Below are 24,064 nucleotides of genomic sequence, written 5' to 3' on the forward strand. Positions count from 1 at the left end.
GGCGGTCGGCGATGGGCGCGGTGCGTTCTTGTAGCGCCGGGAGCGTTCCCCCTCATGCGCCGCGTGCGCCCTTTGCGGGCCGGCCGCCCTTCGCGGCCCAGCCGCGTGTTGCGGGCCCCGCGTGTTGCGGCCCCCGCGTGCGGAAGCTCCGCCTCTCTTGCGGTGCGGCCAGCCACTTGGCTCTTGCAGTGCGGCAGCCACTTGCGGTGACGGCAGCCGGCCGTTGGGGTGCGCGAGTTGCCCGGGCGCGGGCGCGTCGTGACTTCTCGCGCAGTTCCCCGCGCCCCTTCGGGGCGCCCGCTCCCCCACGTACGCGGGCGTCAGCGCTTGGCGACGAAGACGTGGGCGGCGACCTCCGTGCCCAGTTCCGCGGCCTCGCCGCTGCTGCCCACCTGGACGCCGCCTGCGGAGCCCGCGTTGACGCTGACGACTGCGCCCGGCTGTACGCCCGCGCGGCGCAGCGTGTACATCAGCTGGGCGTCCATCTGGATCGGCTCGCCGATCCTGCGGACCACGACCGTCTTGCCGTCGCCGCCGGTCTCCAGGTCGTTGAGGCTGACGAGGCCCTCGTCCAGGAACGGGTCGGCCTCCGCCTTCTCGCCCAGCTCCTCCAGGCCCGGGATCGGGTTGCCGTAGGGCGACTCGGTGGGGTGCCGCAGCAGATCCAGCACGCGGCGCTCGACCGCCTCGCTCATCACATGCTCCCAGCGGCACGCCTCCGCGTGCACCTGCTCCCACTCCAGGCCGATGACGTCGACCAGCAGACACTCGGCCAGCCTGTGCTTGCGCATCACGCGCGTGGCCAGCTGCCTGCCCTCTTCCGTCAGCTCCAGGTGGCGGTCCCCGGCGACCGTCACCAGCCCGTCCCGCTCCATCCGGGCCACGGTCTGGCTGACCGTCGGTCCGCTCTGGTCCAGGCGCTCGGCGATGCGGGCACGCATCGGGACCACACCTTCTTCCTCGAGCTCCAGGATGGTGCGGAGATACATCTCCGTGGTGTCGATGAGTCCTGACATTGCGTAGCCCCTAGTCAGCTCGTGCGGTGGCCCTGGATGCAATTCTGACGCATCCCGCTGACAACCGCGCCGCCCAGGCCGCGAGCCGCTGTCGGCGGCGGTCACCTGACGGTTGACAGCGGAATGGTCCAGACCTCAACGTGAGCGCCGGACTACGGAACGGAACCGGGGCGGAACCCCGGATCCCCAGTGACGGACGCGAAGGGCGCGCGATGGGCGAGCAGGCCGTGGAAAGAGCCGAGGAGAAGGCCGAAGGGGCCGAGAAGGCGGAGAGGACGCCGGCCGAGGACTTCTTCGACGCGGCCGTCCGGCTGCTGGAGGAGGTCAGGGACGGTGAGGCGGCCGCGATCGAGGCGGCGGGCAAGCTGCTCGCCGAGACGATCAGCGAGGGCGGCCGGATCTTCGCCTTCGGCGCGGGCCACTCCTCCCTCCCGGCGCAGGACACCGTCTACCGGGCGGGCGGGCTCGCGGTGATGAACCTCCTCAACGTCCCCGGCGCCGTCGGAGTCAATGTCCGTCCCGCAACGCTCGGCAGCGCGCTGGAGCGGGTCTCCGGGCTGGCGGCGGCCGCGCTCGACTCCAGCCCGGTCCGCGCGGGCGACGTGCTGATCATCATCTCCCTCTCCGGCCGCAACGAGCTTCCCGTGGAGCTCGCGCTCAACGCCCGGGCTCGCGGCGTCAAGGTCGTCGGCATCACCTCGGTCGCGTACGCCGCACAGACCAGCTCGCGGCACACCACCGGCACCTTCCTCAAGGACCACTGCGACATCGTCGTCGACAGCCGTATCGCCGTCGGTGACGCCGAACTGACCGCCGAGGGTGTGGGAGCGCCGTTCGCGCCCGCGTCCACGGTGGTGACCAGCGCGGTGATGCAGGCGATCGTCGCCACCGCCACGGGCGAGTTGGCCCGCCGGGGGGTCGAGCCCCCCATGCTGCGCTCGGGGAACGTGGACGGGGGGCACGACTGGAACGCGCGCGTCATGGACGAGTACGCGGACCGGATCTTCTACCGCTGACCGCACCGCCCGGTGCCGTCGCCACCGGCTACGGCTGCTCCTTCTCCAGCGCGCCCGCCAGGTCGGCCGCCGCCGCGACATGGGCGGCGATCTGCTCCGCGTAGTCCGCGTCCTCGCGGTCGAAGGGGCGGCGGCCCGCGTCCCGCAGGAAGGTGACGACGCCGAGCGAACGGCCCCGGGAGCGCAGCACCGTGCACAGCCCGTGCACGGTGCCCTGCGGCCACTTGCGGGTCCGCGCCCACTCCACGGCCTCCGGGCCGCGCTGCTCGCCGCCGCTGGCCCGTACGGAGGTGCAGCGCTGGTAGGCCTGGAGCGCCGGATGCCCCTCCGGGTAGGCGACGGGGATGCCGCTGGCGGTGCCCGGCTCGATGAACGGCGGCCGGCCGCGGTCGGCGGCGGGGGCCAGCGCGGCCCGCACCAGCCGCGGGTCGCGGGGCGGCAGCGCGTCCAGCGAGGTGTCACGGGTGCGCGAGGGCTCGGGCCCCGGCTCGGCGACCAGGTCCAGCAGCGCGTGGTCGGCGAACCCGGCCAGCGCGAACTCCAGGTGGAGGCAGGCGGCCTCCATCGGGTCGGCGCACTCGGCCGCGGCACGCGCCGCGCGGTGCAGCTGGCCGTCGCGGAAGCGCAGCCGGGCCGCTTCCCGCTCGGCCTGCTTCTCCGCCGTGACGTCCTGGAAGAGCCAGGCGACGCCCAGCGGCACGGGTTCCTCGGCCAGCGGCGAGGACAGCCGCAGGAAGCCGCTGCGCCAGCAGCGGCGGCGTGCCGAGTCGGTGGGGTCAGCCGCCGCCTCGGTCCTGTCCGCGGCTGCGTCCGCGCGGTCGGCGCCCGCCCTGGCCCCCGCCCGGTCGGCGCCGCTCCGGCCCGCTTCGGTGCTGTCCCGGCCCGCGGTCATACGGTCGCCCTGCCGGCGCAGGGTGACCCAGAGCTCGGCGGGCGCGGGTGGCGCTCCCTCGCCGAGTACGTGCTGGAGCGCGCCTTCCAGCTCCTCCATGCCCTGCTCCAGCAGTTCGCCCAGGGGACGGCCGAGCATGGCGGCGCGGGCGGGGACGCGGAAGGCCCGCGCCGCGTACGCGTTGGTGACGGTGGGCCGCAGATCGGCGTCCACCAGGACGACGCCCCAGGAGGCGTCCTCCAGCAGCGCCTCACTCAGCGCGATGCAGCGCTCCAGGTCGATCTGTGCGTGCACCTCGCTGAACGCGCAGTAGACACCCTGCGGACGGCCGTCGGCGCCGCTGACGCCGGAGGACTGGATACGCACCAGCACCCGCCCGCCGTCCTTGGTCAGCAGCGCGAACTCGTGGACCTGGCGGCCGGGCGCACGCATGGCGTCGAACAGCCGGCCCTCGACCTCTTCGGCGTCGGCAGGGCGCACCGCCCAGCCCGCCAGTCCCTTGCGGCCGACGGCCTCCTCCTGCGTCCAGCCCAGCATCCGCTCGGCCTCGCGGTTCCAGTGGGTGACCACGCCGTCGGCGTCGAAGGCGCACAACGCGGCGTCCATGCCGTCGAGCAGCGCGGCCAGCAGGAGTTCGTCGTCAGGACCGCCGTCACCGTCCGAGGACGACGCGGAGTGAGTCTCGGATCGAGCCGCCACCTCGGCACCCCCTTGTTGCTGCGCCCGTCTGTTGCCGTGCCCGTCGCTCAGCGCCACGACGTGTGTACGGATCATTCAACTCGAACGTGACACACCCCACAGCGAGTTCCCCGAAATCGTTGTCGCCCCGAAATTCGTTTGCCGCCCACCAGAGCGGTGCCTACGGTGTGGGGCACACAGGAAGGGAGGTGATCCGGCTGATGATCAATCACCGGACGTGTGAGGTGGCTGCGGCCTGAGGCCGACGCCACTAGCGTGACGCCGGTTCGCCGGCCAATCCACAGCAGTCACCCGGCCCGTGGGCTCGTCGGACTCGTCCGACCGACGCCGTCCGCCTTTGCGGAGGGAGTCGCCCACGGGCCGTTCTGTTGGGTTGCTCTTTGTTTCCGGGCTGCGGGTGCTTTGTGGTTGCTGGGGGCACCTCCCGGCCGGAGGCTGGGGGAGCAGTTCCCCGCGCCCCTAACGGGGCGCGTCTCCCCCTACGGGCAGAGGCGCTCGATTTCCCAGCGGCCGCTGTCCGTGCGGCGGTAGCGAAGCCGGTCGTGGAGGCGGTTCTCGCGGCCCTGCCAGAACTCGACCGTCTCCGGGCGGACCCGGTAGCCGCCCCACTGGGCAGGGGCCGGGACGTCCTCGCCCTCCGGATAGCGCTCCGCCAGCTGTGCGTACAGCCGGTCCAGCTCTTCCCTGGAGGCAACCCGCGAGGACTGCTCGCTCGCCCAGGCGCCGAGCTGCGAGCCGTGCGGGCGGGTGCGGAAGTAGGCGGCCGTCTCGTCGCGCCCGGTGCGTTCCGCTGTGCCGGAGATGATCACTTGGCGGGCGATGCCGTGCCAGGGGAAGAGCAGCGAGACGTACGGGTTCGCCTCGATCTCCCGGCCCTTGCGGGAGCCGTAGTTGGTGAAGAAGACGAAGCCGCGCTCGTCGTAGCGCTTGAGCAGTACGGTGCGGGAGCTGGGACGGCCTCGCTCGTCGGCGGTGGAGCAGACCATGGCGTTGGGCTCGTGCAGCCCGCTGGCGGTCGCCTGGGCGAACCAGAGCGCGAACTGGGCGAACGGGTCGGGCGCCAGTTCGCTCTCGCTGAGTCCTTCGTCCCGGTAGTGGGCCCGCATCGCGGCGGGGTCGAGGGTGGTCGAGGCCGTGGTGTCGGTCGCGTCGGCGGCATCGCCGGCGTTGGCGGTTCCGGCAGGGGCGGCAGCAGCGTCGTCAACGTCATCAGCGTGAGGCACGCCGCTATCTTGCAGCATCCGCCCGGGCCGCGGTCGGACAGTCTGCCCGGTGGACACCCCCGGCACACCTGAGGGCCCGGAATCGGCCGCTGTGCCTCATCTCACCTTCCCGCGCAGGTGCTGGAACCGCCAGAATCCTGCCCCGGGAGCTGTGGCAGCCGCACACCAACAGCTATCGTTGCCGCTCCGCCCGACAGCGTGCTCCAGGCCACAGGCAGCGGAGCGTGACCACCGACCGGGGCGGGCATGACCGAGGTGACGGCCCGGTCCGTGAGCCGCGAGAAGCCGGCAGCGGAACCGTTCGCCGCGCTCACACCGCATGCGCAGCATGCACCGCAGACCACGCTGCCCCGCGCAGCCCACGCCAGCAGGTCGTTCCGCCGTCAGCACAGCTCTGACGACGCTTTACGAGGGAGCCGCCAGATGTCCGACTTCGTACCCGGACTCGAGGGAGTCGTCGCGTTCGAGACGGAGATCGCCGAACCCGACAAGGAAGGCGGCTCGCTCCGCTACCGCGGCGTGGACATCGAGGACCTGGTCGGCCAGGTGTCGTTCGGCAGCGTGTGGGGCCTGCTGGTGGACGGCGGCTTCAACCCCGGACTGCCGCCCGCCGAACCGTTCCCCATCCCGGTGCACTCCGGGGACATCCGGGTAGACGTCCAATCGGCGCTCGCGATGCTCGCGCCCGTCTGGGGCCTCAAACCCCTGCTCGACATCGACGAGCAGACCGCCCGTGACGATCTGGCCCGGGCCGCCGTCATGGCCCTGTCGTACGTCGCGCAGTCCGCCCGCGGCCAGGGGCTGCCGATGGTGCCGCAGAAGGAGATCGACAAGGCCGACACCGTGGTCGAGCGCTTCATGCGCCGCTGGCGGGGCGAGCCCGACCCCAAGCACGTGGCCGCCGTCGACGCGTACTGGACCTCCGCCGCCGAGCACGGCATGAACGCCTCCACCTTCACAGCCCGGGTCATCGCCTCCACCGGCGCGGACGTCGCGGCGGCGCTCTCCGGCGCGGTGGGTGCCATGTCGGGCCCGCTGCACGGCGGCGCCCCCTCCCGGGTCCTCGGCATGATCGAGGAGATCGAGCGCACCGGCGACGCCGACGCGTACGTGAAGCGCCAGCTCGACCGCGGAGAGCGGCTGATGGGCTTCGGCCACCGCGTCTACCGCGCCGAGGACCCGCGCGCCCGCGTTCTTCGTCGTACGGCCAAGGAGCTGGGCGCCCCCCGTTACGAGGTCGCCCTGGCGCTGGAGAAGGCCGCCCTCGCGGAGCTGCGTGCCCGGCGGCCCGACCGGGTGCTGGAGACCAACGTCGAGTTCTGGGCCGCCATCGTCCTGGACTTCGCCGAGGTCCCGGCCCACATGTTCACCTCGATGTTCACGTGTGCCCGTACCGCGGGCTGGTCGGCCCACATCCTGGAGCAGAAGCGAACGGGCCGCCTGGTCCGCCCCTCGGCCCGCTATGTGGGCCCCGGCCCGCGCAACCCCCGCGAGGTGGACGGCTACACGGGCTGACGGGCAAGCGCCAACGGGAGACGCGCCCCGTCTGGGGCGCGGGGAACTGCGCGCTCAGCCAAGACACACCCGCAGTCTGCAGTCACCAGGCAGGGGCAGCCTCCTGGCCAGAACAGACGGGAGGGCGGGGCAAGATTGCCCCGCCCTCTTCGCGGGCTCAGCGCCAGGAGCGCCCGGCGAACGCGATGAAGTCCGCCCACCGACCGGTCGGTACGGAGAGGATGGGGCCGCGCTGGTCCTTCGAGTCGCGGACATGAACGGTGGCGACGGTGTGCGCGACCTCCACACAGTTGCCGCCGTCCGAGCCGCTGTAGCTGCTCTTGTGCCAGGGCAGCTCGTGGAGCCGGGCTGCCTCCTGCTCGTTCGTCATCGTTCCCCTGCCAACTGCCGGATGAAGGCCGCTGAATCCTCAATGTTCAGCGCCTGTGATCGCAGCTTGCCATACCGCAGAGCGAAGGTGCTCACATGTTTGGCGTCACTGACGACATGACCGATTCCCTGCGATTCGAAGTAGCCGTACTGCTGGTGCTCGGAGGTCTCCACGAGCACAAAGCCGCCGTTCAGGCCGGTGTGGAATCCGCCGCCGGTCGGCACGACCTGAATCGCCACGTTGCGGAGCTTGCCGGTGGCCAGCAGGTGTCGGCACTGCTCCCTCATCGTCTCCGGTCCGCCCAGCTCCTGGCGTAGCGCCGCTTCTCCGATCAAGAAGGAGAAGTCCACCGGCGGGTTCTTGGTGAGAATCTTCTGCCTGCTCAGTCGAGCATCGACGCTGTCCTCGATGGCTTCCTCGTCGAGCACCGGAACGTGCCCCTCGAACACAGCCCGCGCATACCCCTCCGTCTGCAACAAGCCCGGAATCAGCAGCGGGTCGTAATCGAACCGACTGACAGCCTCCATCTCCAACAGCACGAAGTCCCGGAAGAACGCGGGCAGCTTCGCGAAGTCGACCTCCTCCTGGAGGGTGGACAGGACGTCGCCCGCGTCCAGGACGCGCTCCGCGGCTTCCGTGAAGGGGGCCTTCGCGGGGCGGCGGCCCTGCTCGACGGAGGCGACCTGTTCCGCCGAGTAGCCGAGGAGCGGGGCAAGGGCTTCCTGCGAATACCCCGCCGCGAGGCGGAACTTGCGCAGCAACTTGCCGTAGCCGACCCAGATGCCGGGGCGGTCGTCCTCGCGTTTGCGCTGGTGGGCGGTGTCCGCCGTGCGGGGGGAGGGGACGGCACGGCCGTCCTTCTTGCGATCGGTCGGTTGGTTTCCGTTCGCGCTGGTCATACGCTTCACGTCCTTGTGCGCCCTCAACGGGTCTCTGCCTCAACGCCGTTCGCCGTGGCGTGGTCACGGCGTGCGGCCCGTACATCCCCGCGCAGGAGGCGTACTCCGCCGTACCCGTGGCCGGGGAACGCGCTCCTGACCTGGCCACGGTATGCGCGTAGCGCGACGGTCACGCTATGAATCCGCAAACGCAGGAAATTCGCCAACCCGAGCCACCCCAGGCGCCGGTGGCCACGTTCACGGTGCAGCTCAGTTCCACCCGGCGCGGGGCACGGCTCGCGCGGCTGCTCGCGACGCAATGGCTGGACGAGCGCGCTGTGCCGTACCGCAGCACCCCCTCGCACACGGCAGCGCTGATCGTGGCGGAGCTCGCGGCGAACGCCGTACGACACTGCGGCAACATCGGCCGCGACTTCCAGCTGTGCCTGACGCTGAGCGGGCCGGCGCCCTGCAGGCGACTGCGGGTGGAGGTCACCGACGCCCGGGCGGACAAGCCCCTGCCGCCGGGACCGCCCCGGCCGTCGGCCACCGATGAGGAGTCAGGCCGCGGACTACTGCTGGTGGACGCCCTGGCCGACCGCTGGGGAAACCGTGTGAACGACCGCATCACCAAGACGCTGTGGGCGGAGCTGGATCTGCCTGTGTGAAGGGCCGGAGGCTCGACTTGGCGGCGGCCGCCTCCCCGCCCGCGTATGTCAACGGAGTTCCAGCGGGGGCAGGGTGGGGGCTTCGGGCGTCGTCGGCTGGACCTCCGCCTGGGGGTCTTCGGCTAGGGAGTCGACCAGGGCGTTGCTCGCGGTCGTTTCCACGGGGTGGAGGAGGCCGATGGTGATGTAGAGCGCGAGGGAGGTGAGGAGGGGGAGGCCTACCGTCATGGGTTCGGTGGCGTCGTCGACGCCCCAGTAGAGGATGGACCAGACGGTGATGCCGCCCGCCCAGGAGGCGATCGCGGCGAGGGAGCCGTGGCGTTTGAACCAGGGGAGGAGGCCGAGCATCAGGGGGATGGAGATGGGGCCCATGGTGGCGGCGACGATGCTGACGACGACGGTCATGATGAAGCCGTCGGGGTCGGAGAAGAGGGCGAAGCCCATGCTGAAGGTGACGAAGGCGACCGTCGTGATGCGGGCGAAGAGGAGCTGAGCGCTCTCGCCCAGGGTGCGTACCCGGCGCACCAGTACCGGGGCCAGGTCGCGGGTGATGACCGCGGTGATGACGTTGGAGTCGGAGGCGACCATGGCCATGGTGTGGGAGAAGAACCCGGCCATCAGCAGTCCGATCATGCCGGTCGGCAGAAGTTCCTGGGCGAGCCGGATGTAGGACTCCTCGCCGTTCGCGATGTCCGGCACGATCAGCGGCGCGGCGATCATCGGGAGGAAGAGGACCAACGGCCAGACCAGCCACAGTGCGCTGGAGAGCAGCGCGGACTTCTTCGCCCGGGAACCGGAGGGCGCGGCCATGTAGCGCTGGGCGAGGTTCCACATGCCGCCGTTGTACTCGAACGTTTTGACCAGCAGGAACGCCAGGATCAGGGTCGTGGTGACCGGGCCCGCCACCGGGTCGGAGTGTCCGGCCGGCAGATCGCCCCACATGGTCCACAGCGTCGAGACGCCGTCCAGCTGCGCCATGACGGCCACCAGCATGGCGATGCCCGCCACGAACTGGATGACGAACTGACCGAAGTCGGTGAGGACGTCTGCCCACAGCCCGCCGAAGGCCATGTAGATCATGGTGCAGACGCCGGTGAGGGTGATGCCCCAGGCGAGCGGTATGTCGGCGAAGCCCTGCAACAGTACGGCGATGGCGACCCACTTGGCCGCGATGTCGACGACCTTGAGCGCGGCGCCGCTGTAGGCGAGCACCTGCTGGGTGGGCAGGTTGTAGCGCACCGCCAGATACTCCAGCGGGGAGTTGACGCCGTGCTTGGCACGCAGCCGGTTCCAGCGGGGTGCGAACAGGAAGGCACCGACGCCGACGCCGATCCCGATGGTCAGCGGCCACCAGAAGTAGACGGTGACGCCGTAGTCGTAGGCGACGGCGGCGAAGGTGACGAACATGATGGCGCTGTAGCCGGACATGTGGTGCGAGATCCCCGACAGCCACCAGGGGATACGGCCGCGCGCGGTGAAGAAGTCGGCGACGTTGTCGATCCGGCGGGTGGAGTACAGGCCGATCGCCAGCATCACGAAGAAGTACGCACCGACAACTCCCCAGTCCAGTCCGGACATGGCGGCTCCCTGGTTCGGTTCGTTCAATCAATTCATGTAGATGAACACGTGCCAGATCGCTGAACGAGCGTCACCCTAGAAGTGGCCTATAGGAGCGTCAAGACTGCGGACACGGCCGAACGCGTAGCAGAGCCCCGCCAGTTCACATCCATGTCGATGAATGTGAATCAGCGGGGCTGACAGAGAGAAGTTCCGTCGCGGCCGAAGTGCCGTCGCGGCCCAAGTGCCGTTGGCGCGGCCGGACATTCAGTCGCGGCGAACGTCAGTCGCGCAGCGTGCCCTCCAGCAGTCGGGCCCACTGCGCGACGACCCGCTCGCGCCGCGCGCTGTCGTCGGTCAGCAGATTGGCGAGGCCGAGGCCGCGCGCCATGTCCAGCAGGCCCTGCACGGTCTCCCGTACGCCGGGCCCGCGTTCGTCGACGCCCAGCAGCTCGACCGCCATCCGGTGTGTCTCCCGACCGATCCGGGCCTCCAACGCGGTCACCCGGGGGCCCAGCTGCGGCTCGTTGGACGCGGCGACCCACAGATGCAGGGCGGCCCGGAAGAGCGGGCCGGTGTACAGCCCGACCAGCGTCTCGACGGCGGCATGCGTGGAGGCCGGTGTCGGCAGCTCGCGCAGGGCCCGTGAGCGCTCCTCCGCGACGTACTCGACCGCAGCCGTGAACAGGTCCTCGCGGGTGGGGAAATGGTGCTGGGCCGCGCCCCGCGAGACACCCGCGTGCTCGGCGACCACCGTCACCGTGCTGCCCGACCAGCCGTGCTCGGCCAGGCACGTCACCGCGGACTCCAGCAGGCGCTGCCGGGTGGCCCGGCTGCGGTCCTGCTTGGGGGCCGCGCCACGGGTGCCGGCCGCGCCGCCGCGCGTTGCTGCCGAGCCGTTGCGGGTTCCGGCCGCGCCGCCGCGCGTTGCTGCCGAGCCGCCGCCGGTGCCTGCCGCGCTGCCGCGGGTTGCTCCCGCGCCGCCGCCGGTGCCTGCCGCGCTGCCGCGGGTTACTGCCGCACTGCCCATTCGGGCTCCCGTCGTTCGAGGAAGGCCGTCATGCCCTCGCGGGCCTCGTCCGACGCGAACAGCCGCGCGGACAGTTCGGCGAGCGTATCGGTGTCGCGGTCGAACGCGGCCAGCACCTCCCGGGTGACCAGCCGCTTCGACTCCGCCAGCCCCTGCGGGGAGCCCTGGCGCAGCCCGTCGAGTACGGGGGCCAGGGCCTCGTCCAGGTCGTCGGCGGCCAGCGTCACCAGGCCGATACGGGCCGCCTCCTGAGGGCCGAACCGCTCGCCGGTGAGGTAGTAGCGCGCCATCGCGCGGGGGTCCGTGCGGGGCAGCACCGGCATGGAGATGACGGCCGGAGCCACGCCGATTCTGGCCTCCGTGAACGCGAACGTTGCCCCTGGGCCCGCGATGGAGATGTCGCAGGCCGCCAGTAGTCCGGTGCCGCCCGCGCGGACGTGCCCGGTGACGCGGGCGACGACTGGCTTGGGGAGGGCGACGATGCGGCGCAACAGTTGTGCGAGGGCGAGGGCTTGCCCCTCAGCTCCTGCGTACCCCGCGCGAGGGCTGCGCTTGCCCACCCTGCTCCCCCAAGCTCTTCGAGCAGGGGGTACCCCCAAGCGCAGACTGCCCAAGCTTCGCGGGTTCCGTTTCAGGGGCGCGGGGAACTGCGCGCGCAACCGCGACGAACCCGCAGCCTGCGAACGTCGGCCAGGGGCAGCCCCGTGGCCAGTAGCTGCGCCGGCCTCACTCAAATCCGCTCCGGCGCAGAACGTGTTGCCCGTATGCGTGAGCAACACCGCGCGTACGGAGTCGTCCGTCTCGGCCCGGGCCAGCGCTGCGTACAGGTCGTCGACCATCCGCGCGGACAGCGCGTTGCGGTTGTGCGGGGAATCGAGGGTGAGGGTCCGGATGCCGGCCGCGGTGTCGGTGGCGAGCACTTTCTCCGGGGCCGCCATCAGTAGGACTTCGGGAGACCGAGGGTCTGGTGGGAGATGTAGTTGAGGATCATCTCCCTGCTCACCGGGGCGATACGCGCCACCCGTGACGCGGTGATCAGCCCCGCCAGCCCGTACTCGCGGGTGAGGCCGTTGCCGCCGAGTGTGTGCACCGACTGGTCGACGGCGCGTACACACGCCTCCCCCGCCGCGTATTTGGCCATGTTCGCCGCCTCACCCGCGCCGACGTCGTCGCCCGCGTCGTACAGCCGGGCCGCCTTCTGTGTCATCAGCCGGGCGCATTCCACCTCGATGTGCGCCTGCGCGAGCGGGTGTGCGATTGCCTGATGCGCGCCGATCGGTTCCTTCCACACCTGCCGGGTTCGCGCGTAGTCCAGCGCCTGCCCGATCGCGTAGCGCGCCATTCCGAGTGCGAACGCCGCCGTCATGATGCGTTCCGGGTTGAGCCCCGCGAAGAGTTGGAGGAGCCCCGCGTCCTCGTCGCCGACGAGTGCGTCGGGAGGGAGGCGTACCTCGTCCAGTACGAGTTCGAACTGCTTCTCCGGCGCGTTGATCTCCATGTCGATCCGGTTGCGGGAGAAGCCGTCCGCGTCGCGGGGGACGATGAACAGGCACGGTTTGAGTTTCCCGGTGCGGGCGTCCTCCGTGCGGCCCACGATCAGGGTCGCGTCCGCGATGTCGACGCCCGAGATGAAGACCTTCCGGCCGGTCAGCAGCCACTCGCCGGTGGCCGGGTCCCGCCGGGCCGTCGTCGTGATGCGGTGCGAGTTGGAGCCGGCGTCCGGTTCCGTGATGCCGAACGCCATCTTGCGGGTGCCGTTCGCCAGCCCGGGGAGCCAAGCCTGTTTCTGCTGCTCCGTGCCGAAGCGGGCTATGACCGTGCCGCAGATCGCCGGTGAGACGACCAGCATGAGGAGGGGGCAGCCGACTGCGCCGAGCTCTTCCAGCACGATGGAGAGTTCCTGGATTCCGGCACCGCCGCCGCCGTACTCCTCGGGGAGGTTGACGCCGAGGTAGCCGAGTTCCGCGGCTTCCGCCCAGAGCGCGTCCGTGTGCCGGCCCTCGCTCACCACCTCTGCGAAGTATTCGCGGCCGTAGCGTTTGCCGAGGGCGGCCACTGAGGTGCGGAGTGCGGTCTGTTCTTCGGTTTCCGCGGTCATGTCCGTCTCCCTGTGATTGGTTGTGGGCGCCCTCATGGGGTGACCACCGCGAGCAGGGTGCCGACGTCGACCTGTTGCCCCACGACAACGGGCAAGGCGGCGACCTTTCCATCGACGGGAGCCACCACGCGGTGCTCCATCTTCATGGCCTCCAGCCACAACAGCGGCTGCCCCGCGACGACTTCGGCGCCCTCGCTGACGCCCTCCCCCAGCCGGACGACGGTGCCCGGCATGGGAGCGAGCAGCGATCCGGGGGTGGCGGCGCGGCCGGGCTCCACCAACCGCGGCTGCGCCGTGAAACCATGGCGATCGGCGAAGACGCGGTCGCCATAGGCGGCGACCGGAAATCGCCGCCGTACCCCTCCCACCTCCAGCACGACCCCGTCCGCCCGGACGGCGACGGCCCGCACCCCGGGATACGCGGAGGGCTCGGGAGCAACGCCGTCCCGCCCCCACACGTACCGCACCTCGTGCGCGGCCCCACGCTCATCGATGTACCGGCGACTCGCAGGCGCCGAAGGCACGTTGCGCCAGCCGCCCACCCGCGCTGCGACCCGCGGCCGTCGCGGCGCGTCCCGTACCGCCGCGGCCAGTGCGGCGGCCAGCGCCGCGTAGCCGGCGCCGTCCGGTGACCCGGCGGGGTCGGGGGCGGTCAGCTCCGCGAGGTTCCGCTCGTAGAACCCGGTGTCCAGGCGGGCCCCGCGGAAGTCGGGGTGGCGCAGCGACCGCACCAGCAGGTCCCGATTGGTGACCGGCCCGTGCACCGAGGCCAGTTCCAGGGCGCGGGCCAGCTTCCGTACGGCGGCGTCCCGCGTCGGCGCCCAGGCGATGACCTTGGCGAGCATCGGGTCGTAGTGGATCCCGATCTCGCTGCCGTCCGCGACCCCGGCGTCCACCCGGACGTCGCCGGGTACGTCGAGCCGCCACAGCCGCCCCGTCTGCGGCTGCCAGTCGCGTGCCGGGTCCTCCGCGTAGAGGCGGGCCTCCACGGCGTGGCCGCTCGCGGGCGGCGGGCCACCGGAGGGCAGCGGGGCGCCCTCGGCAATCGAGATCTGGTGCGCGACCAGATCCACGCCGTACACGCACTCGGTCACCGGGTGCTCGACCTGGAGGCGGGTGTTCATCTCCAGGAAGAAGGGCCGGCCCTCGGCCGTGACGAGGAACTCGACGGTGCCCGCGCCCTCGTAGTCGACGGCACGGGCCGCGGCCACGGCGGCGTCCTCCAGGGTGCGCAGCACCTCGCCGCTCAGCCCCGGCGCCGGGGCCTCCTCGACGACCTTCTGGTGGCGCCGCTGGAGGGAGCAGTCCCGGGTGCCCAGCGCCCATACGGTGCCGTGCGCGTCGGCGAGCACCTGCACCTCGACGTGCCGGCCGCGCTCGATGTACGGCTCGATGAAGACCTCGCCGTCCCCGAATGCGGCGGCGGCCTCGGCGCGTGCCGCGGCGAGTTCGCCCTCCAGCGCGGCGAGTTCGCGTACGACACGCATGCCACGTCCGCCGCCGCCCGCCGCGGCCTTGACCAGGACGGGCAGGTCGGTCTCGCGGATCTCCTCCGGGTCCAGGGCCGCCGGCAGCGGCACCCCGGCCTCGGCGAGCAGTTTCTTGGCGGCTGTCTTGGATGCCATGGTCTCGACCGCGGCGGGCGGCGGGCCGATCCACACCAGCCCGGCGTCCTGGACGGCGCGGGCGAATTCGGCGTTCTCGGAGAGGAAGCCGTAGCCGGGGTGTACGGCGTCGGCCCCGGCGGCGAGCGCTGCCTCGACGACGAGGTCGCCGCGCAGATAGGTGTCGCCGGGTGCGCTGCCCGGCAGCCGTACGGCGGCGTCGGCCTCGCGCACATGCGGCGCCCCCGCGTCGGCGTCGGAGTGCACGGCGACGGTGGCGATACCCAGTTCGCGGCAGGTGCGGAAGATACGCCGGGCGATCTCTCCGCGGTTGGCGACCAGGATGGATCGGATCATTCGCTGCTCCCTCTCCGGGCTCCCTCTCCGGCTGTGCGGTCCCCGCTGGGCCATCGGCTGTGCGCGGGTCACATCCGGAAGATGCCGAAGCCGCCGCGGGCTCCGGTCACCGGCGCGGTGTGGATGGCGGACAGGCAGATGCCGAGGACGGTGCGGGTGTCGCGCGGGTCGATGACGCCGTCGTCGTAGAGCCGTCCCGACAGGAACATCGGCAGCGACTCGCTCTCGATCTGCTGCTCGACCATGGCCCGCAGCCCGGCGTCCGCCTCCTCGTCGAACGGCTTGCCCTTGGCGGCGGCCGACTCGCGCATCACGATCGACAGCACGCCCGCGAGCTGCTGCGGGCCCATGACGGCGGACTTGGCGCTGGGCCAGGCGAACAGGAACCGCGGCTCGTAGGCGCGGCCGCACATCCCGTAGTGGCCGGCGCCGTAGCTGGCGCCCAGCAGCACCGACAGATGCGGCACCTTCGAGTTGGAGACCGCGTTGATCATCATCGAGCCGTGTTTGACGATGCCGCCCTGCTCGTACTCCTTGCCGACCATGTAGCCGGTGGTGTTGTGCAGGAAGAGGAGGGGGATGTCGCGCTGGTTGGCGAGCTGGATGAACTGGGTGGCTTTCTGCGACTCCTCACTGAAGAGCACGCCCTGTGCGTTGGCGAGGATGCCGACCGGATAGCCGTGCAGTCGCGCCCAGCCGGTCACCAGGCTGGCCCCGTACAGCGGCTTGAACTCGTCGAACTGCGAACCGTCGACGATCCGGGCGATCACTTCGCGCGGGTCGAACGGCACCTTCAGCTCGCCGGGGACGATGCCCAGCAACTCCTCGGCGTCGTACAGCGGCTCCCGTACGGTCTCCGGGTCCGGGTCGGGGTGGGCCTTGCGCCAGTTGAGGTGGGCGATGACCCGGCGGGCCTGGCGCAGCGCGTCGGGTTCGTCCAGCGCGTAGTGGTCGGCCAGCCCCGAGGTGCGGGCGTGCATGTCGGCGCCGCCCAGCTCCTCGTCGTCGGCCTCCTCGCCGGTGGCCATCTTCACCAGCGGCGGCCCGCCGAGGAACACCTTGGCCTGCTCCTTCACCATGATCACGTGGTCCGACATGCCGGGTATGTACGCGCCGCCGGCTGTTGAGTTTCCGAACACGACGGCGACGGTCGGAATGCCCGCCTCCGAGAGCCGGGTGATGTCCCGGAAGAGGGCGCCGCCCGGGATGAAGACCTCCTTCTGGCTGGGCAGGTCGGCGCCGCCGCTCTCCACCAGGCTGACGCAGGGCAGCCGGTTCGCGTACGCGATCTCGTTGGCACGCAGCGCCTTCTTCAGCGTCCACGGGTTGCTGGCGCCGCCGCGTACGGTCGGATCGTTCGCCGTGACCATGCATTCGACGCCCTCGATGACGCCGATCCCGGCCACCAGCGAGGCGCCGGTGGTGTAGTCGCTGCCCCACGCGACGAGCGGGGAAAGCTCCAGGAACGGGGTGTCCGGATCGAGGAGGAGCTCGATCCGTTCGCGGGCCGGCAGCTTGCCGCGCTCCCGGTGCCGCGCCATGTACTTCTCGCCGCCGCCCGCCAGTGCCTTGGCGTGCTCGGCGTCCAGCTCCGCCAGCTTGCCGAGCATGACGTCGCGGTTGTCCCGGTACTCCGGGGCCTGCACATCGAGGGCGCTGGTGAGGGCGCTCATGCCAGGAACTCCTCCGGTATGTCGAGCTTGCGCGCGCGCAGCCATTCGCCCAGCGCCTTGGCCTGCGGGTCGAAACGGTGCTGGGAGGCCACGCCCGCGCCGAGGATGCCGTCGATCACGAAGTTGAGCGCTGCGAGGTTGGGGAGCTCATGGCGGGCGACGGGCAACTCCGCTGTTTCGGGGAGCAGTTCGCGGAGTCTGTCGACGGTGAGTGTCTCGCTGAGCCACGCATGGATCGCGGGGTCCGCGTCCCTGGCCCATACGCCGATGTTGGCGCTGCCGCCTTTGTCGCCACTGCGGGCTCCTGCTACGGCGCCGAGGGGGGCACGCCTCGTTTTTGGCCCCTGCCCCGCCCCTTCCCGTTTCTTGTGGGAGCGCCCACCCCCCTTGTCCTCAATCGCCGGACGGGCTCCATTCCCCGCCCACCCGCCCCTTTCCAGGGGCGGGTGGGCGGGAAAAGTCAGCCGAGCCTCTCTGGGGGCACCTCCCGGCCGAAGGCTGGGGGAGACTGAGGAGTTTCGGGAAGGGGCGGGGTCGGGGAAGGACACGTCCACCCGCGCACCGTCCGGCAGCACGGCTACATGGGGCACCCCGTCGGCCGGAACGTATGCGGCCTCGAACACCCCGTAAGGCGCCCCCCGCGACGGCGGAGCCGTCACATGGAAGCCCGGGTACGACGCAAGGGCCAGCTCAATGGCGGGGGCGGACACAGCGCGCCCCACAGCACTTTCATCCGCGTCGCGGACCACCAGCCGCAGCAGCGCGCCGGCCTCCTCCTGGACGTCGGCGTCGACGCGGCCGGTGCGGGCGAGGCTCCACCTCACCTCGCGGGGCCGCCGGGGCCCGGCGAGGGCCGCCTCCATCTGCTCCCGTACGAGCGCGGCCTTGGCCGACACGTCGAGCCCGGTCAGTACGAAGGTGACCTCGTTGCGGAAGCCACCGAGCCGGGTCAGCCCGACCTTGAGGGTGTCGGGGCGCGGCTCTCCCCTGACCCCCTCGATACGGACCCGGTCGGGGCCGGCCTGGCTGAGCCGTACGGAATCCAGCCGGGCGGTCACATCCGGGCCCGCATAGCGCGGCCCGGCGGTCTCGTAGAGGAGCTGCGCCGTGACGGTGCCGACGGTCACCGCGCCGCCCGTCCCCGGGTGCTTGGTCACCACCGACGAACCGTCCGCGGCGATCTCGGCCAGCGGGAACCCCGGGTGCCGCACATCGATCCCGTCCCGTACGAAGAAGGCGTAGTTGCCGCCGGTGGCCTGGGTTCCGCACTCCAGCACATGCCCGGCGACGACGGCGCCGGCGAGCCGGTCCCAGTCGTCGTCGGCCCAGCCGAAGTGCGCGGCGGCGCAGCCGCTGACCAGCGCGGCGTCGGCCACCCGCCCGGTGACCACGACATCGGCACCGGCCCGCAGGCACGCGGCGATTCCGGCGCCGCCCAGATACGCGTTGGCGGTCAGCACCCCCTCGCCCCAGTCCCGGCCTCCGAGCAGGTCGTCACCCTCGACATGGGCGACACGCACGGGCACACCGACCCGCTCGCTCAACTCCCGTACGGCGTCGGCGAGCCCGGCCGGATTGAGGCCGCCCGCGTTGGTGACGAGGGCGACTCCCCGTTCGCGGGCCAGCCCCAGCCCGTCCTCCAGCTGCCGCAGGAACGTCCTGGCGTAGCCGCGCGCGGGGTCCTTCAGCCGGTCGCGGCCGAGGATGAGCATGGTGAGCTCGGCGAGATAATCGCCGGTCAGTACGTCCAGTGGGCCGCCGGTCAGCATCTCGGTGAGCGCGGCGAAGCGGTCGCCGTAGAAGCCGGAGGCGTTGCCGATCCGCAACGGCTGGGCCGACGCGCTCACCCGTCGCCCTCCGGTGCCGGGGCCCCCCTGCGTTCCCGTCCGCCGCCCGGCGGCCCCGCGAACGCCTGCGCGATGCCCAACCACCGCTCGGCTTCAGCGCCTTCGGCCCGTACGCGCGCGTCGTCGCGGTGAAGGCGTTGGGTCACCAGCAGGCAGAAGTCCAGCGCGCTCCCGGTCACCTTGCAGCCCGCGTCCTCGGGGCCATGGGCCCACACCTGGCCGCCGGGCCCCGTCACCTCAACCCGGAAGGGCTCGGCGGGCGGCTCCAGTCCATGCGCTGCGTACGCGAAGTCACGGGCCCGGACCCCGATCCGTACGACATGCCGCAGCCGGTCCGTCGGCTCCCGTACGACCCCGAGGGTGTCGGCGACATCCGTGCCGTGTGCCCAGGTCTCCATGATCCGTGCCGTGGCCATGCTCGCCGCGCTCATCGACGTCCCGTACCAGGGCAGCCGGACGCCGCGCGCCAGTGCGGCCAGCGCTTCCTCCAGCGCCGCGCGGCCGGTCCGCCAGTGCGCCAGCAACTCGCCCTGCGGGAGCCGCGCCCCCTCTTCCGCTCCGTCGTCGATGAAGCTCGCCGCGTCAGGGCCTGCCAGATACTTCGTGGCTTCCCTCCGGAACTCCTCGGGGTCGTTCGCGGCGAGCAGCGCCCGCTGGTCCGTCCAGGCCAGGTGGGCGATCTGATGCGCGACGGTCCACCCGGTCGCGGGCGTTGGCGCGGCCCATCCGGTGGGCGGCAGCCCGGCGACCAGCCCGTCCAGCTCCGCGCTCTCGGCCCGCAGATCCGCGAGCACCTCGCCGAGCACATCCTGTGATGCGGTCACGATCCGATCCGCCTTCCTGTGTGCCTGTGTGCGGTGCCGTGCTCGCCCAACCACCGTGCGTGGCACCGAGACTGACAGGCTCGGCAAAAACAAGCAAGCGTGCTTGCATTACTTCCTGCCCGGCCGAGGAGCGGGGATCATGGCCGTATGAGCAGACCTGGGGTCCAGAAGGCGTTGCAGGCGCTGGCCGAGGGGCACCATGCCCGTGTCGTACGGCCGTTGGGCAGTTCAGAAATCGCCGACCACTCGGTGAAGGCGTACGCGATCGAGGCGCCGGGGCGGACGGTGACGGAGCAGGATGCGCGGACCGCACTGCGGATCGCGGGGGACCATCTGGCCTCGGCACAGCTGCGGGGGTCGCTGGGACTTTCCGTTGTGCTGATGCATGCCGGCGGGGACGGTGACTACGTGCTGGTGCACACCTGGATCGAGGGCTACATGTCCGACCTCGCCGTGTTCACCGGGCCCGCCGGTGACCCCGACCAGCTGCGGCCCGGCCGGTCGGGGCTGGCGCCGTGCGTGTGGGAGGCGGCGGTGCTGGCGCATGAGCGGGACGCGTTCAGTCGGCAGGTGCTGGATGGGGCCGGATCTTTTGACGAGCGGCTGGCCGCATGGCGCGGGGATGTGCTTGAGGGGGAGGTCCGGTAGCCGCGGCCCAGGTCGCGTCCGGCTCGCTGCGGTGTTCCGGTAGGGGGTGCCCCTGCCCGACGCTTGCGGGTGCGGGTGTTCCCCGAGCTCTTCGAGCAGGGAGGTACCCCCATGGCTAGTCGCGCCGTTCCCCGCGCCCCTTACGGGGCGCGTCGGCGCCCTCCAACAGGGCCTTGGCGCCGCGGATCTCGCGTTCCATGTCGGGCCGCAGGGTGCGGCGGAGGACCGGCTCGGCCAGGTGGCGGAGGGGCGGGGCGAAGCCCATCTCGATGGTCCGTACCACCCGCGTGGTGTCGTCGTCCTCCGACGTGCAGACGAAGCTCGCCGCGAAGGTGGACACGCGCCGCACAAGGCGGTTGTGCGGCGCGGGCGCATAGCGGACGTGGACGGCCTCCCCCGGGGTGAGCCGCATCCGCGAGACGACCTTCGGCGCCGGGCCCGGAAGGCCTGGCAGCCGCGAACGGAACTTGAACTCGGTGACGTTCTCCTGGTGCCGCACCCAGTCGATACGCCCCAGCTTGGCGTCGACCCGGGCGTATCGCTCCGGGTCCATCACCAGAGCCAGGAACGCCTCGGGGGTGCACCGTACGGTCTGCTCCACAGTGACTCGGATCATAGGCCGCTCCTACCCAGCCCCTCGGCCAGCACCTCCGCCAGGTGGCGGCTCTGGTAGCCGCCGAGTTGTTCCATCTGCGTGCGGCAGGAGTAGCCGTCCGCGAGGATCTCCGTGCCGGGTTCGGCGGCGCGCAGGGAGGGGAGGAGCTGGTCCTCGGCGCAGGCGGCGGAGACCTCGTAATGGCCCTTCTCGAAGCCGAAGTTGCCGGCCAGGCCGCAGCAGCCGCCGCTGAGGGTGCCGGTGAGTCCGGCCCGGTCGCGCAGCCGGCGTTCGGCGGCGTCCCCGATGACGGCGTGCTGGTGGCAGTGGGTCTGCCCGGCGACGGGGCGGTCGATGCGGGGCGGCTCCCAGTCGGGGGCCTGCTCCTCCAGGGTCTGCGCGAAGGTGCGGACGGCCTTGGCGAGCCGCGCGGCCCGCGGGTCGTCGCTGAGCAGTTCCGGCACATCCGTCTGGAGGGCCGCGGCGCACGGGGGTTCGAGGACGGAGACGGGCAGCCCCGCGTCCAGCGCGGGCTCCATCACATCGAGGGTGCGGCGCATCACCGCGCGGGCCCGGTCGAGCTGGCCCGTGGAGACATAGGTGAGACCGCAGCACACCTGCTTCGGCGGTACGACGGGACGCAGGCCCGCGTCCTGGAAGACCCGCACCGCCGCCGAACCGGCCTCCGGGGAGAGGTAGTTGGTGAAGGTGTCCGGCCACAGCACGACCGGCTTGCCCGGTGCCCCGGCGCGGCCCGGCTGCTTGCGCCACCAGTGGGTGAACGGGGTACGGGGCAGCGCCGGGATATCCCGTTCGGGCGCCAGTCCGCCCAGCCGCTTGGCGATCGCGGCCAGCGGGGGCACCTTCGCGCCCGCGTTCAGCAGCGGCACCGTACGGGTGGCGGCGGCCAGCCGCAGCCAGCGCGGCAGCCAGCCCATCGAGTAGTGCGCCATCGGGCGGCGCTTGCCCGGGTTGTCGGCGTCGCCCTCGTAGTAGTGGTGCATGAACTCCGCCTTGTAGGTGGCCATGTCCACCCCGACCGGGCAGTCGCTGCGGCAGCCCTTGCACGACAGGCACAGGTCCAGTGCGTCGTGCACCTCGTCCGACTGCCAGCCGTCGGTGACGACCTCTCCGGCGAGCATCTCGTGCAGCAGCCGGGCGCGCCCGCGCGTGGAGTGCTTCTCCTCGCCGGTGGCGCGGAAGGACGGGCACATGACGTTCGCCCCGGCCGTCTCGTTGCGGCACTTGGCGACGCCCACGCAACGGCGTACGGCTGCGGAGAAGTCACCGCCGTCGTGCGGGTAGCCGAACTCGACGTCGACCGGCTTGCGCGGCAGTGGCGCGAAGCGCAGGTTGGCGTCCAGCGGGTCGGGCCGCACGAGTACGCCGGGGTTGAGGCCCTCGGCCGGGTCCCACAGGTCCTTGAACCGGCCGAAGAGGCCGACCATTTCCTCGCCGTACATCCGCGTCAGCAGCTCGGCGCGGGCCAGGCCGTCGCCGTGTTCGCCGGACAGGGAGCCCCCGTGCGCGACGACGACATCGGCGAGCGCCACGGAGAAGTCCCGGAACTTCGCGATGCCCGCCTCGCCCAGCAGGTCGAAGTCGATCCGTACGTGGATGCAGCCGTCCCCGAAGTGCCCGTACGGGAGCCCGCGCAGCCCGTACTCGCGCAGCAGCTTGCGGAAGTCCCGCAGATAGGCGCCGAGCCGGGGCGGGGGTACGGCGCAGTCCTCCCAGCCGGGCCACGCCTCGGCCCCGTCCGGCATCCGGGTCGCCGTGCCCGAGGCGTCCTCGCGGACCCGCCACAGGGCGCGCTGCCCGGCCGGTTCGGTGACCAGAGCGTGGTCGGTGGTGCCCTCGCGGGCAGCGCGGCACAGCGCCTCGGCGTTGGCCCTGGCCTGCGCCGCGTCGTCGCCGCCGACCTCCACGAACAGCCAGGCTCCGCCCTTGGGGAGGGAGGCCCGCGCGGCGTCGCCGACCAGGTCGTTGGCCATGCCCTCGACGGTCAGCGGGTGGTACTGGAGCAGCCCGGCCGCCGCCTCGGCCGCCGCTGACTCGTCCGCGTATCCGAGTACGGCCAGCACCCGCGCGCCCGGGGTGGGCACCAGCTTGACGGTGGCGCGGGTGAGCACGCCGAGGGTGCCCTCGCTGCCGGTGAAGACGCGCGCCCAGTCCTCGCCCTTCTCGGGGAGGAGTTCGTCGAGCGCGTAGCCGGAGATACGGCGGGGCAGTTCGGGGAACCCGGTGCGCAGCCGGGCCAGTTCGCCCTGGACGAGGGCGGAGGCGCCGGTACGCAGCCGCTCGGGGACGCCCGCGCCGCCCCGCGCGAGCCGGGCCCGCTCGCCGCCGTAGGTGAGGACTTCCAGCTCGTGCACGTTGTCGGCTGTGGTGCCCCAGGCAACCGAGTGGGAGCCGCAGGAGTTGTTGCCGATCATCCCGCCGATGGTGCAGCGGGCATGGGTGGAGGGGTCGGGCCCGAAGGTGAGCCCGAAGGCGCCGGCCGCGTTGCGCAGGTCGTCCAGGATGACGCCGGGGCGTACGACGGCGGTACGGCTCTCGGGGTCCAGATACTCGATGGTGCGCTGGTGCCGGGTGAAGTCCAGCACCACGCCCAGGCCGGTGGCCTGCCCCGCGATGGAGGTCCCGGCCCCGCGCGCCACCACGGGGACGCCCCGCTCGCGGCAGACGGCCAGCACGGCCGCCACATCGTCGTCGTCCTTCGGCGCCACCACACCCAGCGGGACCCGCCGGTAGTTGGAGGCGTCCATCGTCATCAGTGCTCGGTCCTGGGCGCCGAACTCCACCTCGCCGCCGCGCACTGCGGCGCGCAGTGCCCGTTCCAGCTCCCGTGCGTCCGCCGCGTCTGCCCTACGTGCGTCTCCCATGCGCACAGCGTGCACGCTCACCCGGGCCGTCCGCTGCCCCTGCGGGATCTTTCGTGTCTGTGGTCCGCATCACGCTGCTATCAGGCTTCCTACCTGCGCAAAGCCCGTCTTTTGTCAGCCCGCCGATCTGGCCCGGTGCCGCCTGCGGAGCTGTCCAGCTTGTCCATTGCCGGTGGCGTGCGGCGCACTGCGCGGCTCACTCCGCGTACGGCTTCACTGCGCGGCTCACTCCGCGTACGGGTCGGGCGCCGTGAACGTCTCCATCAGCCGGGGCGGCGCGGCCTGCTGCCAGGAGTCGACGACGATGTCGCGGAGCTCCGTCATGTCCTCGAGCGCCGCCAGCCGCGCCCGTACCCAGTTCGAGCCCGCCTCGTGCGGCGGCACCCAGAACTTCTCCGGCTCGGCGGCGATCAGCTCCCCCCGCTCCAGGCGCGGGCAGCGCACCGCGAACGAGGACTGGTCGTCCGGCATGGTGAGGAACATCTTTCCCGCCACCCGAAAGGTGGGCATGGCCCAGGCCTCCACCTCCTTGGTCTCGGGGAGAGCGAGGGCGAGCCGCCGTACATCGGCGGGTCCGGGTCTGCGACCTGCTGTCATATGCCCAGCTTATGGGCCGAGGACCGGTCCGCACCGTCCACCGGGGGTCCACCGTTCGTCTCATGCGCTGGA

General features: G+C 71.7%; 20 protein-coding genes. 4 read left to right on the forward strand and 16 right to left on the reverse strand.

All coding sequences use genetic code 11. The features are described 5' to 3' along the window. Positions 1–320: 320 nt before the first annotated feature. Positions 321–1,016, reverse strand: coding sequence for a metal-dependent transcriptional regulator (locus tag ACQEU8_RS33940; RefSeq protein WP_433107990.1), 696 nt, complete (start codon positions 1,014–1,016; stop codon positions 321–323). A gap of 212 nt (positions 1,017–1,228) precedes the next feature. On the opposite strand from ACQEU8_RS33940, the gene ACQEU8_RS33945 reads away from it, so the two are divergent. After that, positions 1,229–2,032 carry an SIS domain-containing protein gene (locus ACQEU8_RS33945; protein WP_433107991.1) on the forward strand — a complete coding sequence of 268 codons (804 nt, stop codon included), beginning with the start codon at positions 1,229–1,231 and terminating at the stop codon, positions 2,030–2,032. Between the two features lie 28 nt (positions 2,033–2,060). Here ACQEU8_RS33945 and ACQEU8_RS33950 read toward each other — a convergent pair whose 3' ends face one another. Both ACQEU8_RS33950 and pdxH read right to left on the reverse strand, forming a co-directional pair. Next, positions 2,061–3,530: a PAS domain-containing protein gene (locus tag ACQEU8_RS33950; RefSeq protein WP_433108917.1), complete on the reverse strand. Its 1,470-nt coding sequence runs from the start codon at positions 3,528–3,530 to the stop codon at positions 2,061–2,063. Positions 3,531–4,102: 572 nt separating this feature from the next. Continuing rightward, positions 4,103–4,729: a pyridoxamine 5'-phosphate oxidase gene (pdxH, locus tag ACQEU8_RS33955; RefSeq protein WP_433108919.1), complete on the reverse strand. Its 627-nt coding sequence runs from the start codon at positions 4,727–4,729 to the stop codon at positions 4,103–4,105. 540 nt (positions 4,730–5,269) lie between these two features. On the opposite strand from pdxH, the gene ACQEU8_RS33960 reads away from it, so the two are divergent. Then, positions 5,270–6,361, forward strand: coding sequence for a citrate synthase 2 (locus ACQEU8_RS33960; protein WP_433107993.1), 1,092 nt, complete (start codon positions 5,270–5,272; stop codon positions 6,359–6,361). Positions 6,362–6,518: 157 nt separating this feature from the next. On the opposite strand, the gene ACQEU8_RS33965 is transcribed toward ACQEU8_RS33960, so the two are convergent. Continuing rightward, positions 6,519–6,731 carry a DUF397 domain-containing protein gene (locus ACQEU8_RS33965; protein WP_433107995.1) on the reverse strand — a complete coding sequence of 71 codons (213 nt, stop codon included), beginning with the start codon at positions 6,729–6,731 and terminating at the stop codon, positions 6,519–6,521. Further along, the gene (locus tag ACQEU8_RS33970; protein WP_433107997.1) at positions 6,728–7,630 is read right to left on the reverse strand and encodes a helix-turn-helix domain-containing protein; all 903 of its coding nucleotides are present in this window, start codon (positions 7,628–7,630) and stop codon (positions 6,728–6,730) included. Before ACQEU8_RS33970 ends, ACQEU8_RS33965 begins: the two co-directional genes overlap by 4 nt. A 176-nt stretch (positions 7,631–7,806) precedes the next feature. On the opposite strand from ACQEU8_RS33970, the gene ACQEU8_RS33975 reads away from it, so the two are divergent. Then, the gene (locus ACQEU8_RS33975) at positions 7,807–8,277 is read left to right on the forward strand and encodes an ATP-binding protein (protein WP_433107999.1); all 471 of its coding nucleotides are present in this window, start codon (positions 7,807–7,809) and stop codon (positions 8,275–8,277) included. 48 nt (positions 8,278–8,325) lie between these two features. Here the strand turns inward: ACQEU8_RS33975 and ACQEU8_RS33980 are convergent, their stop codons facing one another. The 8 genes from ACQEU8_RS33980 to ACQEU8_RS34015 form a co-directional block, all read right to left on the reverse strand. After that, positions 8,326–9,855: a sodium:solute symporter family protein gene (locus ACQEU8_RS33980; RefSeq protein WP_433108001.1), complete on the reverse strand. Its 1,530-nt coding sequence runs from the start codon at positions 9,853–9,855 to the stop codon at positions 8,326–8,328. Positions 9,856–10,117: 262 nt separating this feature from the next. Beyond that, positions 10,118–10,864: a TetR/AcrR family transcriptional regulator gene (locus ACQEU8_RS33985; RefSeq protein WP_433108003.1), complete on the reverse strand. Its 747-nt coding sequence runs from the start codon at positions 10,862–10,864 to the stop codon at positions 10,118–10,120. Further along, positions 10,846–11,802: an enoyl-CoA hydratase family protein gene (locus tag ACQEU8_RS33990; protein WP_433108005.1), complete on the reverse strand. Its 957-nt coding sequence runs from the start codon at positions 11,800–11,802 to the stop codon at positions 10,846–10,848. Before ACQEU8_RS33990 ends, ACQEU8_RS33985 begins: the two co-directional genes overlap by 19 nt. Continuing rightward, positions 11,802–12,962 carry an acyl-CoA dehydrogenase family protein gene (locus tag ACQEU8_RS33995; RefSeq protein ID WP_433108007.1) on the reverse strand — a complete coding sequence of 387 codons (1,161 nt, stop codon included), beginning with the start codon at positions 12,960–12,962 and terminating at the stop codon, positions 11,802–11,804. Before ACQEU8_RS33995 ends, ACQEU8_RS33990 begins: the two co-directional genes overlap by 1 nt. Before the next feature lie 32 nt (positions 12,963–12,994). Further along, the gene (locus tag ACQEU8_RS34000; protein WP_433108009.1) at positions 12,995–14,923 is read right to left on the reverse strand and encodes a biotin carboxylase N-terminal domain-containing protein; all 1,929 of its coding nucleotides are present in this window, start codon (positions 14,921–14,923) and stop codon (positions 12,995–12,997) included. Positions 14,924–14,991: 68 nt separating this feature from the next. After that, on the reverse strand, positions 14,992–16,596 hold the full coding sequence (locus ACQEU8_RS34005; protein ID WP_433108011.1) for an acyl-CoA carboxylase subunit beta: 1,605 nt from the start codon (positions 16,594–16,596) through the stop codon (positions 14,992–14,994). Beyond that, entirely contained in the window at positions 16,593–18,443 is a 1,851-nt protein-coding gene (locus ACQEU8_RS34010) for an acyclic terpene utilization AtuA family protein (protein WP_433108013.1), read from the reverse strand. Before ACQEU8_RS34010 ends, ACQEU8_RS34005 begins: the two co-directional genes overlap by 4 nt. Further along, the gene (locus tag ACQEU8_RS34015) at positions 18,440–19,267 is read right to left on the reverse strand and encodes a TIGR03084 family metal-binding protein (RefSeq protein WP_433108015.1); all 828 of its coding nucleotides are present in this window, start codon (positions 19,265–19,267) and stop codon (positions 18,440–18,442) included. Before ACQEU8_RS34015 ends, ACQEU8_RS34010 begins: the two co-directional genes overlap by 4 nt. A 147-nt stretch (positions 19,268–19,414) precedes the next feature. Here ACQEU8_RS34015 and ACQEU8_RS34020 point away from each other — a divergent pair, with 147 nt between their 5' ends. Next, positions 19,415–19,915, forward strand: a complete 501-nt coding sequence (locus ACQEU8_RS34020) for a hypothetical protein (RefSeq protein WP_433108017.1) — start codon at positions 19,415–19,417, stop codon at positions 19,913–19,915. 115 nt (positions 19,916–20,030) lie between these two features. On the opposite strand, the gene ACQEU8_RS34025 is transcribed toward ACQEU8_RS34020, so the two are convergent. From ACQEU8_RS34025 to ACQEU8_RS34035, 3 genes are all read right to left on the reverse strand, one after another. Next, the gene (locus tag ACQEU8_RS34025) at positions 20,031–20,531 is read right to left on the reverse strand and encodes an SRPBCC family protein (protein ID WP_433108019.1); all 501 of its coding nucleotides are present in this window, start codon (positions 20,529–20,531) and stop codon (positions 20,031–20,033) included. Further along, entirely contained in the window at positions 20,528–23,395 is a 2,868-nt protein-coding gene (locus ACQEU8_RS34030; protein ID WP_433108021.1) for an FAD-binding and (Fe-S)-binding domain-containing protein, read from the reverse strand. Before ACQEU8_RS34030 ends, ACQEU8_RS34025 begins: the two co-directional genes overlap by 4 nt. A 225-nt stretch (positions 23,396–23,620) precedes the next feature. Continuing rightward, a complete protein-coding gene (locus ACQEU8_RS34035; protein ID WP_433108023.1) occupies positions 23,621–23,992 on the reverse strand; it encodes an MmcQ/YjbR family DNA-binding protein in 372 nt (123 codons plus the stop codon). Between the last annotated feature and the right edge of the window lie 72 nt (positions 23,993–24,064).

The organism is Streptomyces sp. CA-250714 (genome assembly GCF_050936705.1).
Classification (GTDB): domain Bacteria; phylum Actinomycetota; class Actinomycetes; order Streptomycetales; family Streptomycetaceae; genus Streptomyces.